The organism is Paraburkholderia sp. BR10954, from assembly GCF_040965775.1.
GTDB classification, from domain to species: Bacteria; Pseudomonadota; Gammaproteobacteria; order Burkholderiales; family Burkholderiaceae; genus Paraburkholderia; species Paraburkholderia youngii.
On sequence record NZ_JBFRCK010000002.1, the window covers coordinates 258,952 to 271,022 of the forward strand.

Genomic DNA, 12,071 nt, shown 5'->3' on the forward strand with positions numbered 1-12,071 from the left:
CGTGTCGCGTCAAACGCCGGTCACTCCGCTGGCGTGTCTTTGAATACCGGCAGGCTTTCCGCGAACGCGGAAAATTTCTCGAGCCGCGGATGATCTGCCTTGCTGACCGCCTCCGGCAGCATCATGTGCGTGAACTGCCACGCGACGGCGACGGCCACGTCCGCCGCGCTGAACTGCTGCTGCGTGTCCGGCAGCGGCCCTTCGCCCAACTCGCGTTCGAGTTCGGCATAGGCGGCGAGCAGTTGCGCTCGCACGCGCTCCACCCACGCTTCATGCTGCTTCTCCTGCGGCCGCAGATTGCGCTCGTAGACGATCTGCACGCTCTTTTCGCACGCGGCGAGCGCGAGACCCGTCAGACGCGCGGCGCGCAACGCCGCGTCGGCTTGCGTCGGGAACAGCGGGGTGGGGCCGGCGAGCGTCGCCAGATACTGCAGGATCACCGTCGAATCCATCACGACCGCGCCGTTGTCGGCGACGAGCGTCGGCGCCTTGACGACCGGATTGATCTTCGCGAACTGCTCGTAGGTGCGGAATACCGAAATCGACTCGTGTTCGAAGTCGAGCGCGAGCAGCTTCATGCAGATGGCGACGCGCCGCACGTACGGCGAGTCGAGCATTCCGATCAGTTTCATCACGTATCCATTAGAGAGCGACTATCGGGCGCCCGGCCTCGTGCGCTGATCGGCTGAAACGGCTAGCGGGTGGCGCGGCGCGTGACGCATGGAACCGCTAGCTTAAGCATCCTTGCTGGCTCAGTCCAGCGCGGGCAGCGCGCGCGGACGGCGGTCGCTGTCGGTGGCGACGTAGGTGAGGATCGCTTCCGTGACCTTGACGACTTCCTGCGACAGGCGCATCCGCTGCGCGTAGACCTCGACCGACACCGTCACCGACGTATTGCCGGTCTTCACGATATCCGCGTAAAAGCTCAGCAGGTCGCCGACGAACACCGGCTGCTTGAACAGGAACGAATTGACCGCGATCGTCGCGACCCGTCCATTCGCGCGACGGCTTGCCGGAATCGAGCCGGCGATGTCGACCTGCGCCATGATCCAGCCGCCGAACACGTCGCCGTGAATGTTCGCGTCCGACGGCTGCGGCATCACGCGCAGCGCGCAAGGCTTGGAAGGAAGTTGAAGAAGATCGGTCATCGGGACATCCTTGGGAAACGTGTTCGAGTGTATTGACGCGCACGGCCCGAACGGCTGGGGCCAGCCCGGCCACAGGCCGCGGAAAGCGCCGCCAGCTGGCTTCTGCGACAATACGGGGATCAGGAATTGTACGGGAAAGCGCCCAGCCAGGCGCGCGAGCCGCGCCGCTGCGAACTCCGGCAGTTCCACACTCTCCCCACGATTTATGCGCCGCGCTCCTTCGTCAGAACCCTCGCCGATTTCCACCGGACCCCGCAACGACTGGCAAACCATCCTGTCGCTGCTGCCATACCTTGCAACCTACAAATGGCGAGTCGGCATCGCGCTCGGCTGCCTGATCGGCGCGAAGGTCGCGAACCTCGGCGTGCCGATCGTGATGAAGCACATCGTCGACAGTCTCGCGTCGATCCGCCATCTGACCGCGCTCGGCCGCGCGCAGGACGCGCCCGGCATCGTGCTGCTCGGCGGCGTCGGCTTGCTGGTGGTCGCGTATGCAGTGGTGCGGCTGTCCACGTCGTTCTTCACCGAGCTGCGGGAAATACTGTTTTCGAAAGTGACGGAAAGCGCGGTGCGCCAGCTTGCGCTGAAAGTGTTTCGTCATCTGCACGGGCTGTCGCTGCGCTTTCATCTGGAGCGGCAGACGGGCGGCATGTCGCGCGATATCGAACGCGGCACGCGCGGCATCACGCAGCTGATTTCCTATTCGCTGTACAGCATCCTGCCGACGCTCGTCGAAGTCGGTCTCGTGCTCGGCTTTTTCGTCGTCAAATACGAGGCCTATTACGCGATCGTCACGTTCATCGCGCTCGCGGCGTACATCGCGTTCACGGTGAAGGTCACCGAGTGGCGCACGCACTTTCGCCGCACGATGAACGAGCTCGATTCGAAGGCGAATTCGCGCGCGATCGACTCGCTGCTCAACTACGAGACCGTCAAGTACTTCGGCAACGAGGAGTGGGAGGCGAGCCGTTACGACGAGAACCTGAAGCGCTATCGCGCGGCGGCGATCAAGTCGCAGCGTTCGCTGTCGGCGCTGAACTTCGGGCAACAGGCGATCATCGGCACGGGGCTCGTGTTCATCCTGTGGCGCGCGACCCAGGGCGTGATGGCCGGGCGCCTGACGCTCGGCGACCTGGTGCTGATCAACACGTTCATGCTGCAGCTGTATATCCCGCTGAATTTTCTCGGCGTGGTCTATCGTGAGCTGAAGCAAAGCCTGACCGACATGGACCGCATGTTCACGCTGCTCGGCGCGCCGCAGGAGGTGCCCGATGCGCCCAATGCGGTGGCCTTGCGGGTGAGCGGTGCGCAGGTTCGTTTCGACAACGTGAGCTTCGCGTACGAGTCTTCGCGACCGATTCTGCACGACGTGAGCTTCACGATCGCGGCCGGCACGACGACCGCGGTGGTCGGCCACAGCGGCTCGGGCAAGTCGACGCTCGCGCGGCTCCTGTTCCGCTTCTACGATCTCGACCGCGCGACGGGCGGCGCGATCCGGATCGACGGGCAGGATATTCGCGATGTCACGCAGGATTCGCTGCGCGCGTCGATCGGCATCGTGCCGCAGGACACGGTGCTGTTCAACGACTCGATCTACTACAACATCGCGTACGGGAGGCCGTCGGCGACGCGCGATGAAGTGATCGCGGCGGCGCGCGCCGCGCATATCCACGAGTTCATCGAGAGTCTGCCGAAGGGCTATGACACGCCGGTCGGCGAGCGCGGGCTCAAGCTGTCCGGCGGCGAAAAGCAGCGCGTGGCGATCGCGCGGACCATCCTGAAGAATCCGCCGATTCTGCTGTTCGACGAAGCGACGTCTGCGCTCGATTCGCGCTCCGAGCGCGCGATCCAGCACGAGCTCGACCTGATCGCGCGCGAACGCACGACGCTGATCATCGCGCACCGGCTATCGACGGTCGTGCACGCGCAGCAGATCATCGTGATGGACAAGGGGCGCATCGTCGAGCGCGGCACGCACGCCGAGCTATTGCGCGCGAACGGCCTGTTCGCGCAGATGTGGGCGCTGCAGCAGCGCGCCGCGCAGACCACGGACGCGGTGGAAAGGGCGGAAGCGGTCGGGGCCGGCGAGGGCGCGGCGAAATAGAGCTCAGCGCGTGCGCAGCAGCCGGTCGAGCGCTTCCAGCTGCGCCTGCGTGCCGACGTTCTCCCACACGCCTTCGTACAGCTCGCCGCTCGCGAGCCCACGCGCGATCGTCGCGCGGTAATACGGGCTCAGCGCGCGCCGCGTGCCGCGCGGCAGATCGCGGAACATGCGCGTGTCGTACAGCCCGAAACTGGCGAACGTGAGGCGCGGCTGCGTGTCGAGCGACAGCACGCCGTCGACGAGACCAAAGTCGCCGTTCGGGTGAAACGGCGGATTCGGCACCATCACCAGATGCATGCCGGGCTCGGGCAGCGCCTGCAGAGCGCCGGCGTGCACGTGCAGTCCGGCGTAGTCGTAATCGGTGTACACGTCGCCGGCCACCGCGACGAACACGTGATCCGCGCCGTCGTCGGTCAGAAGCGGCAGCGCCTGCGCGATGCCGCCCGCGGTCTCCAGCGCCTCTTGCTCGGGCGAGTAGCGCAGTTCGACCTGCCAGCGCGAACCGTCGCCGAGCGCGGCTTCGAGCTGCGCGCCGAGCCACGCATGATTGATCACGATGCTACGGATGCCGGCCCGCGCGAGCCGTTCGATCTGCCACACGATCAGCGGCTTGCCGCCCGCTTCGAGCAAAGGCTTCGGGCACGCGTCGGTCAGCGGACGCATGCGCTCGCCGCGACCCGCGGCAAAAATCATCGCTTTCTTCACGGACATCGTCATCGGTCAGAAGGTGTAGCCGATTTCCTGCGCGCGGCCTTCGAGGTCGTCGAGCAGCTTCGCGAACCCGCGCAGCGGCGCGTAACGCTCGGCCACCTTGCGCGCATAGCCGATGAAGCGCGGCAGGTCTTTCATGTAATGCGCCTTGCCGTCGCGGTAGTTGATGCGGCAGAAGAGGCCCAGCACCTTGATGTGCCGCTGCAGCCCCATCCATTCGAGCTGGCGGTAGAACTCGCCGAAATCGGCATCGACCGGCAGGCCGGCTTTTTTCGCGCGCTCCCAGTAGTACACGAAGCAGTCGAGCTCGAACTCCTCGTCCCAGCTGAGGAACGCATCGCGCAGCAGCGACACGACGTCGTACGTGATCGGCCCGTACACCGCGTCCTGGAAGTCGAGTACGCCGGGGTTCGGCTCGGCGATCATCAGATTGCGCGGCATGAAATCGCGCAGCATGAAGCTTTGCGGCTGAGCGCGCGCGCTCGCGATCAGCAGCGCGAACGTGCGATCGAGCTGCGCGCGCGTTGCGGCATCGACTTCACGGCAAAGGTGCCGGCCGATGAACCACTCGGGCATCAGCTCCATTTCGCGATGCAGGAACGCTTCGTCGAACGGCGGTAGCACGTCTTCGCGCGAGCCGAGCTGCCAGCGGATCAGCGCGTCGAGCGCGTCGCGCATCAGCGTGCGGGCCGCGCGGGTGTCCCCCGCGGCCTGCGCGTCGGTCAGCGCGCCGAGGTAGGACGCGGTGCCGAGATCGGTGACGAGCATGAAGCCCGAGTCGAAGTCGACCTCAAGCACGCGCGGCACGTGCACGCCGGCGGCGTCGAGCAATTGCGCGACCTGCGCGAATTCGCGGCATTTTTCGGGCGGCGGCGCGTCGACGGCGATCAGCGTGGCCGCGCCGTTGCCTTGCGGCGCCTTACCGGCGAGCCGGAAATAACGACGGAAACTGGCGTCGGACGAGGCCGGAACGATCGTGTCGAGCTCCAGCGCATGACGCGCCGCGTGGCCTTGCAGCCAGGCCTTGAGCAGGGAGAGGCGGGTGTCGGTGAAGTCTTGGGTGGAAGGCAGCGTCATGAAAAGCGGCGGCAAATTCTTGGGGACAACGTCTTGCCATATAATACCCCACGACTTTTTTGACGCGACTCACACGCCAGCTTTCGCGTGCTCCGTTTTACCGCCCGCCTTATCACTCGGCAATTGGGAATCCAGACGTGCAGCCGACTCTCACGGTCGCGGTGTGCAGGCGGTGGATCGTGACGGCGGAAGCTTGCACACGGGTCGACTCGCCAAACGATACATGCCGCCCAGACAGCTTTCCGATACCACTCCTTCCTGTGCAGTAGTGCCGCGCAAAAGGCGGCTCGTCGCGGCGCTCGTCGCCGTTCCGGGCCTGATGCCCGCGCTTGCGCACGCCCAGCTGGTGGGGGAAGCTGCGCAACCGCAAGCGGTCTACCCGCCGTGGGGCATGCAGCTCGCGCCGCAGCTCGAGGAGCACCCGTTGCAAACGGGCCAGCGGCCGGCCACCTTCGTGCTCGGCGACCACGCGAGCGGCACGATCGACCAGGACCTGGCCGCGAAGGGCTCGGCCGAAGTGCGCCACAACACGTCCGTGATCAAGGCCGACGGCCTGCACTACGACCAGGACACGGACATGGCCGATGCGTACGGCAATGTCCACGTGATCAATACCGGCAATACCTTCATCGGGCCCGAAGCGCATCTGCGCGTCGATTCGACCGAAGGCTTCATGACCGCGCCGAAGTATCACTTCACGTTGACGGGCGGCTCGGGCAGCGCGCAGCGCGTCGACCTGCTCGACGCCGAGCGCTCGGTGTTCACGAAGGCCACCTACACCGCGTGCGCGTGCACGGACGATCCGGCCTGGTACATCAAGGGCAGCGAGTTCGATTTCGACACCGGCGCCGACGAAGGCGTCGCCTACAACAGCGTGCTGTTCTTCCAGGGCGTGCCGGTGTTCGCGTCGCCGTGGCTGTCGTTCCCGTTGTCGGGCGAGCGGCGCAGCGGCCTGTTGCCGCCCACGTTCTCGCTCAGCTCGTCGAACGGCTTCGAGCTGTCGGTGCCGTATTACTTCAACATCGCGCCGAATCGCGATCTGACGGTCACGCCGCGTGTGATCTCGAAGCGCGGTGTGCAGTTGCAGAGCACGTTCCGCTATCTGTCGCCGACGTATTCCGGTTCGATCACCGGTGAATTTCTGCCTGACGATCGCCTGACGAAGACCAACCGCTACGCGCTGTACATCCAGCATAACCAGAATTTCGGTAACGGCTTCGGCGGGTACATCTACTACAACAAGGTCTCGGACAACACCTATCCGCAAGACCTGTCGTCGTCGGTCAACCAGTTCATGAACGGCCTCCAGCTCCTGTATCAGCAGGAAGCCGGGGTGACCTACAACAACGGGCCGTGGTCCGTGCTCGCGCGCGAGCAGCACTGGCAGACGCTGCAGGAGTCGGTCGCGCCGTACGGCCGCGAGCCGCAGTTGAACGTGAAGTACGCGAAGTACAACGTCGGCGGCTTCGACTTCGGCGCCGAAGCCGACTACACGAACTTCCGCATCACCACCGCGGACCTGACCGAAGGCCAGCGGGTGCTGTTCAACCCGTACGTGTCCTATTCGGTGGTGGGGCCGGGCTACTTCGTCACGCCGAAGGTGCAGTGGCACTTCGCGTCGTACAACCTGAACAACATTGGCACCGATCTGAACGGGGTGCCGAACGCGCAGAAGAATTTCACCGAGTCGATCCCGACCTTCACGTTCGATACGGGGCTGACGTTCGAGCGCTCGGTGCGCCTGTTCGGCCAGGATTTCATCCAGACGCTGGAGCCGAGGCTGTACTACGTCTACACGCCGTACCGCAACCAGAACAACGCGCCGCTGTTCGATACCGCCGAGTCCGATTTCGGCCTCGCGGAAATCTTCACGCCGAACACGTTCGTCGGTAACGACCGGATCGCCGACGCGAACCGCCTGACCGCGGGTCTCACCACGCGCTTCATCAACCCGGCCACCGGCGACGAACGCGCGCGCTTCGTGATCGCGCAGCAGTACTATTTCCGGGATCAGCGTGTCACGTTGCAGCCTTCGCAGACGAGCGCGCAGGCCACGCATTCGGACCTGATCGCGGGCGCGTCGATCAAGCTGGGTGCCGGTTTCGCTTCGGAAACGGCGTTCCAATATAATGCCGACAATAACCAGCTCACGAAGACGAGCGTCGGTTTCGGGTTCAGTCCGGAGACCGGCAAGGTCCTCAACGTGGCGTACCGCTACACCCGCGCCAACACCACGCTCGACAACCAGCCGATCAATCAGGTGCTGATTTCGGGCCAATGGCCGCTGTCGCATCGGATGTACGGTGTCGGCCGGTTCAACTACGACCTTGGTGGCCACCGTATCGTCGACGGCCTCGTCGGCCTGCAATACGACGCGGATTGCTGGACGCTCGGCGCCGGCATCCAGCGCTACGCGAACGGCCTGAACTCGTCGGGACAGAATCAGTCGAGCACGCGGTTTCTGGCGCAGTTGACGTTCAAGGGCTTGTCGAGCGTCGACAATGGGCTGATGACCGCGTTCCGCACCAGTGTGGCCGGCTACACGCCGTTGCCGCCGCCGCCGCCGCCGGAGTCGCGGTTCACCAACTACGAATGACGGTCGCCCGGTCATTCACGGCTTGCGAAAAGACGGGCGAAGCGCCCGACATCATTGGAGTATCTGTGGCAATCATGAAACAGCTTCGCTTGGCAATACTCGCGGCGGGTCTCGTCGCCGCGGCGTCCTTCGTTCCAGTCGCGTCGGTACAGGCGCAGGCATTGGGCGGCAATAGCGGCCAGACGGTCGACACCATCGCCGCGGTGGTCAACAACGGTGTCATCACGCAGCGCGAGCTCGACGAGCGGGTCGGTCTGATCGCGCACCGGCTGAACCAGCAGAACGCTCCGGTGCCGCCGACGGACCAGTTGCGCCAGCAGGTGCTCACGCAGATGGTGCTCGAGCGCATCCAGCTGCAGAAGGCCAAGGAAGACGGCATCAACATCGACGACGCAGCCGTGCAGCGCACGCTCGAGCGTCTCGCGCAGGCGAACAACATGCCGCTCGCAATGTACCGCGCGCGCATCGAGGCGCAAGGCGTGCCCTGGGCCACCTTCTCGAACGACGCGCGCACCGAGCTGACGCTGTCGCGTCTGCGCGAGAAGGAAGTGGACAGCAAGATCACGGTGACGGACGCCGAGGTCGCGAACTACATCGCCAGCCAGCGCGGCCCGGGCGCCGGCCAGACGAGCGACCTGCACATGCAGCACATTTTCGTGAGTGCGCCGCTGAACGCGCCGGAGACCGACATCGAGGCGGCGCAGAAGAAGGCCCAGGGGCTGCTCGCCGAAGCGAAGGGCGGGGCGGATTTCGGAAAGCTCGCGAAGGCTAATTCGCAAGCGCCCGACGCGTCGCAGAACAGCGGCGATCTCGGCTTCCTCGCACCGTCGAAGCTGCCGCCCGAGTTCGTAAAGGCCGCGTCGGCACTGCGTCCGGGTGAGATCAATCCGGATCTGATCCGCACCAACGACGGCTTCGAAATCGTGCGTCTGGTCGAGCGCCGTGCCGGCCAAGGCAGCAGCGCGGATGCGCCGAAGCTCGTGCAGACGCACGTGCGCCACATTCTGCTGCGCGTCGGCGACGGCCAGTCCGAACCGCAGGCACGCCAGAAGCTGATCGACATCCGCAATCAGATCGCCGCGGGCGGCGACTTCGCGAAGTTCGCGCACACCTACTCGCAGGACGGCTCGTCGTCGCAAGGCGGCGACCTCGGCTGGATCAGCCCGGGCGAGACGGTGCCCGAGTTCGAGCGCGCGATGAACGCGCTGCAGGACGGCCAGATCAGCGAGCCGGTGCGCAGCGAATACGGCTACCACCTGATTCAGGTGCTCGGCCGCCGCGATGCGGAAGGCTCGATTGCGCAGCAGATGGATCTCGCGCGTCAGGCCATCGGCCAGCGCAAGGCGGAACAGGCGTACGCCGACTGGCTGCGCGAGTTGCGCGATACCGCGTACGTCGAAGTGAAGCCGACCACGGCGAACGTGCAGTAACGGAGCCCATGCCATGACGAGCGCTGCTCAGCCCACCCACCGCCCGCTGCAGATCGCGATCACGACCGGCGAGCCCGCCGGCGTCGGTCCCGAGCTGACCGCGCAGGCGCTGGCGGGTGCGGCGGCGCACTGGCCTCACGCGCAGTTCACCGTGCTCGGCGATGCGCAATTGCTCGCTGAGCGGGCGCGCGCGGTCGGTGTCGATTGGGCCGCGCTGCTCGCGCAGGGCCCGCGCGTGCGGCTCGAACCTCACCCGCTCGGCGCGCCCGCGCAGGCAGGCAAGCTCGACGCCGCGAACGGCCGCTACGTGCTCGATCTGCTCGATGCGGCGATCGACGGTGCGGTGGCGGGCAGGTTCGACGCGATCGTCACCGCGCCGCTGCAAAAAAGCACGGTCAACGACGCCGGTGTGCCGTTCACCGGCCACACCGAATATCTGGCCGAGCGCACCCATACGCCGCGCGTCGTGATGATGCTCGCGGGCACCGGCAAGCGGCCGCTGCGCGTCGCGCTCGCGACCACGCATCTGCCGTTGAAGGACGTGTCGGCGGCCTTGACGATCGAAAGCCTCGTCGCGACGCTGCGCATCATCGATCACGACCTGCGTCATCACTTCGGTTTGCCCGCGCCGCGCATTCTCGTGACGGGGCTCAATCCGCACGCGGGCGAAAACGGCTACCTGGGCCGCGAGGAAATCGACGTGATCACGCCGGCGTTGCAGCAGGTGAACGGCGAGGGCATCGACGCGCGCGGTCCGTATCCGGCCGACACGCTGTTCCAGCCGCGTTATCTCGACGAAGCCGACTGCGTGCTCGCGATGTTCCACGACCAGGGCCTGCCGGTGCTGAAATTCGCGACGTTCGGCGAAGGGATCAACGTGACGCTCGGCCTGCCGATCATCCGCACCTCGGTCGATCACGGCACCGCGCTCGATCTGGCCGGCACCGGACGCGCCGACGCGGGCAGCCTGATGGCCGCGATCGACACGGCTGTTTCGATGGCGCAGCATCGTCGCGCGGGCTGACGCACAGGTGACCTGAGCGGTTGCGGTGCGCGTGACGCGCCGCGTGGCGTCGTATTTCCACCGTGACGTCTTTCATTCTCAAGCAGTTTTCTTTCTAGCGTTTCTCCGATGTCCACCAGCAGACAGCAAGGCCGGCACCAGGGCCATCTCGCGCGCAAGCGTTTCGGTCAGAACTTTCTGGTCGACATGGGCGTGATCGATTCGATCGTCGACGTGATCCGGCCGCAGCGCGGCGAGCGCATGGTCGAGATCGGTCCGGGCCTCGGCGCGCTGACCGAACCGCTGATCGAGCGGCTCGCGACGCCCGAGTCGCCGCTGCACGCGGTCGAACTCGACCGCGATCTGATCGGCCGTCTGAAGACGAAGTTCGGCGATCTGCTCGAACTCCATTCGGGCGACGCGCTCGAGTTCGACTTCGGCTCGCTCGCGGCACCGGGCGACAAGGCGTCGCTGCGCATCGTCGGTAATCTGCCGTACAACATTTCGAGCCCGCTGCTGTTTCATCTGGCAACCTTCGCGGACCGCGTGATCGATCAGCACTTCATGCTGCAGAACGAGGTGGTCGAGCGGATGGTCGCGGAACCGGGTACGAAGGCGTTCAGTCGCCTGTCGGTGATGCTGCAATACCGCTACGTGATCGACAAGCAGCTCGACGTGCCGCCCGAGTCGTTCCAGCCGCCGCCGAAGGTCGATTCGGCGATCGTGCGGATGATCCCGTACGAGCGGCACGAAATGCCGGTAGTCGATGAAAACGTGCTGGGCGAGGTGGTGACGGCGGCGTTCTCGCAGCGTCGCAAGATGCTGCGCAACACGCTTGCCGCGCTGCGCGATACCGTCGATTTCGACGCGCTCGGCTTCGATCTGCAACGCCGCGCGGAGGACGTGCCGGTCGCCGAATACGTGAGCGTGGCGCAGGCGGTGGCGGCGCGCTCGGCCGCTGCGCCGGAGTAGTCTCAACGTTTGACGACGACGACGGCGCGCCGCCGTCGAGCCGCTTATCGTTTCGCCGGCGCGTTGACGAGCGCGATGCCGGTCAGCACCAGCAGCGCGGCGATCAGAAAGCGCGCGCTGAACGACTCGCCGAGCAGCAGCACGCCGAAGGTCACGCCGAACATCGGCGTCAGAAACGAAAACACCGACAGCCGCGATGCGATGTAACGCGTCAACAGCCAGAACCACAACAGATAGCTGACGAACGCGACGATCACGGCCTGATAGGCGAGACTCGCGAACGCGAGCGGCGTCACGCTTTCCACGCGCACTTCACCGAGCGTGAGCGCCAGCGCGAGCAGCACCGCCGCCGACACCGTCAACTGATAGAACAGCGTCTTGCTTGCGCTCGTCTGCGCGAGCCGCGAGCCGCGCACGACCACCGTGGTCGCGGCCCATGCGATGCCGGCGAGCACGCCGAGCGCATCGCCGGCCGCGCCCACGAGCGTCGAGCCGTGGGCTACGCTTGCAGCCGCGCCGGCGTTCGGGTGCAGGAAGCCATCGGCGAACGCGAGCGCTATCCCCGCGAACGCGACGCCGATGCCTAGCCACTGGATGCGCCGCATGCGTTCCCCATCGACGAACCAGTGCAGGCCGAGTGCCGTGAAACACGGCGCCGTGTACAGAAAGACCGCCATGCGCGACGCACTCGTCAGCGTCAGGCCGAAAAAGATGCAAACGAACTCGGCCGCGAACAGCACCCCTGCGAGCAGACCCGCACCGAGCGTGCCGTCGTCACGAAAGAGCGGCGTGCCGCGCGAGCGCGCCCATGCCCACACGAGCAGTGCCGCGATCGTCGAGCGCAGCCCCGCTTGAAAGACCGGCGGCACAGCCGCATTGGTGGTCTTGATCGCGACTTGCTGTAGCCCCCAGATTGCGCATAGGCCGATCATCAACAGGATCGCGAAGCTATCCGGGGCGCGGCGCGCGGGCAGGGCGGTGGTCGTGCTCATCGTGAATAGTCGGCTTTTTTTTGATAGTGCCGGCGCGA

Annotated in this window: 10 protein-coding genes; 5 read left to right on the top strand and 5 right to left on the bottom strand. The window is 65.7% G+C overall.

The features are described from left to right. Positions 1 to 20: 20 nt before the first annotated feature. Together AB4Y34_RS03930 and AB4Y34_RS03935 are read right to left on the bottom strand one after the other, a co-directional pair. A complete protein-coding gene (locus AB4Y34_RS03930; protein WP_368715294.1) occupies positions 21 to 632 on the bottom strand; it encodes a glutathione S-transferase family protein in 612 nt (203 codons plus the stop codon). A 120-nt stretch (positions 633 to 752) separates the two neighbouring features. After that, positions 753 to 1,148 carry an acyl-CoA thioesterase gene (locus AB4Y34_RS03935; RefSeq protein ID WP_176122442.1) on the bottom strand — a complete coding sequence of 132 codons (396 nt, stop codon included), beginning with the start codon at positions 1,146 to 1,148 and terminating at the stop codon, positions 753 to 755. A 205-nt stretch (positions 1,149 to 1,353) separates the two neighbouring features. On the opposite strand from AB4Y34_RS03935, the gene AB4Y34_RS03940 reads away from it, so the two are divergent. Next, a complete protein-coding gene (locus AB4Y34_RS03940; RefSeq protein ID WP_368715295.1) occupies positions 1,354 to 3,252 on the top strand; it encodes an ABC transporter ATP-binding protein/permease in 1,899 nt (632 codons plus the stop codon). A 3-nt stretch (positions 3,253 to 3,255) separates the two neighbouring features. On the opposite strand, the gene murU is transcribed toward AB4Y34_RS03940, so the two are convergent. Together murU and AB4Y34_RS03950 are read right to left on the bottom strand one after the other, a co-directional pair. Next, a complete protein-coding gene (murU, locus tag AB4Y34_RS03945) occupies positions 3,256 to 3,969 on the bottom strand; it encodes an N-acetylmuramate alpha-1-phosphate uridylyltransferase MurU (protein ID WP_368715296.1) in 714 nt (237 codons plus the stop codon). A gap of 3 nt (positions 3,970 to 3,972) precedes the next feature. Continuing rightward, positions 3,973 to 5,040 carry an aminoglycoside phosphotransferase family protein gene (locus AB4Y34_RS03950; RefSeq protein ID WP_368715297.1) on the bottom strand — a complete coding sequence of 356 codons (1,068 nt, stop codon included), beginning with the start codon at positions 5,038 to 5,040 and terminating at the stop codon, positions 3,973 to 3,975. A gap of 223 nt (positions 5,041 to 5,263) precedes the next feature. Between AB4Y34_RS03950 and AB4Y34_RS03955 the strand changes: the two genes are divergently transcribed. The 4 genes from AB4Y34_RS03955 to rsmA all read left to right on the top strand — a co-directional run bounded on the left by AB4Y34_RS03955 (position 5,264) and on the right by rsmA (position 11,041). Next, the gene (locus tag AB4Y34_RS03955) at positions 5,264 to 7,636 is read left to right on the top strand and encodes an LPS-assembly protein LptD (protein WP_184226024.1); all 2,373 of its coding nucleotides are present in this window, start codon (positions 5,264 to 5,266) and stop codon (positions 7,634 to 7,636) included. Positions 7,637 to 7,701: 65 nt separating this feature from the next. Then, positions 7,702 to 9,066 carry a peptidylprolyl isomerase gene (locus tag AB4Y34_RS03960; RefSeq protein WP_176122447.1) on the top strand — a complete coding sequence of 455 codons (1,365 nt, stop codon included), beginning with the start codon at positions 7,702 to 7,704 and terminating at the stop codon, positions 9,064 to 9,066. Positions 9,067 to 9,079: 13 nt separating this feature from the next. After that, positions 9,080 to 10,090: a 4-hydroxythreonine-4-phosphate dehydrogenase PdxA gene (gene pdxA / locus AB4Y34_RS03965; RefSeq protein WP_368715298.1), complete on the top strand. Its 1,011-nt coding sequence runs from the start codon at positions 9,080 to 9,082 to the stop codon at positions 10,088 to 10,090. Positions 10,091 to 10,198: 108 nt separating this feature from the next. Continuing rightward, on the top strand, positions 10,199 to 11,041 hold the full coding sequence (gene rsmA / locus AB4Y34_RS03970) for a 16S rRNA (adenine(1518)-N(6)/adenine(1519)-N(6))-dimethyltransferase RsmA (protein WP_176367922.1): 843 nt from the start codon (positions 10,199 to 10,201) through the stop codon (positions 11,039 to 11,041). Positions 11,042 to 11,085: 44 nt separating this feature from the next. Here rsmA and AB4Y34_RS03975 read toward each other — a convergent pair whose 3' ends face one another. Next, complete coding sequence (locus tag AB4Y34_RS03975) at positions 11,086 to 12,033, bottom strand: DMT family transporter (protein WP_176378998.1); 948 nt, start codon at positions 12,031 to 12,033, stop codon at positions 11,086 to 11,088. Between the last annotated feature and the right edge of the window lie 38 nt (positions 12,034 to 12,071).

Coding starts and splice junctions, on each gene's coding strand:
- AB4Y34_RS03950 (WP_368715297.1), bottom strand. CDS start 5,040: ATGACGCTGCCTTCCACCCAAGACTTCACCGACACCCGCCTCTCCCTG.
- AB4Y34_RS03930 (WP_368715294.1), bottom strand. CDS start 632: ATGAAACTGATCGGAATGCTCGACTCGCCGTACGTGCGGCGCGTCGCC.
- AB4Y34_RS03935 (WP_176122442.1), bottom strand. CDS start 1,148: ATGACCGATCTTCTTCAACTTCCTTCCAAGCCTTGCGCGCTGCGCGTG.
- rsmA (WP_176367922.1), top strand. CDS start 10,199: ATGTCCACCAGCAGACAGCAAGGCCGGCACCAGGGCCATCTCGCGCGC.
- AB4Y34_RS03940 (WP_368715295.1), top strand. CDS start 1,354: ATGCGCCGCGCTCCTTCGTCAGAACCCTCGCCGATTTCCACCGGACCC.
- murU (WP_368715296.1), bottom strand. CDS start 3,969: ATGACGATGTCCGTGAAGAAAGCGATGATTTTTGCCGCGGGTCGCGGC.
- AB4Y34_RS03955 (WP_184226024.1), top strand. CDS start 5,264: ATGCCGCCCAGACAGCTTTCCGATACCACTCCTTCCTGTGCAGTAGTG.
- AB4Y34_RS03975 (WP_176378998.1), bottom strand. CDS start 12,033: ATGAGCACGACCACCGCCCTGCCCGCGCGCCGCGCCCCGGATAGCTTC.
- pdxA (WP_368715298.1), top strand. CDS start 9,080: ATGACGAGCGCTGCTCAGCCCACCCACCGCCCGCTGCAGATCGCGATC.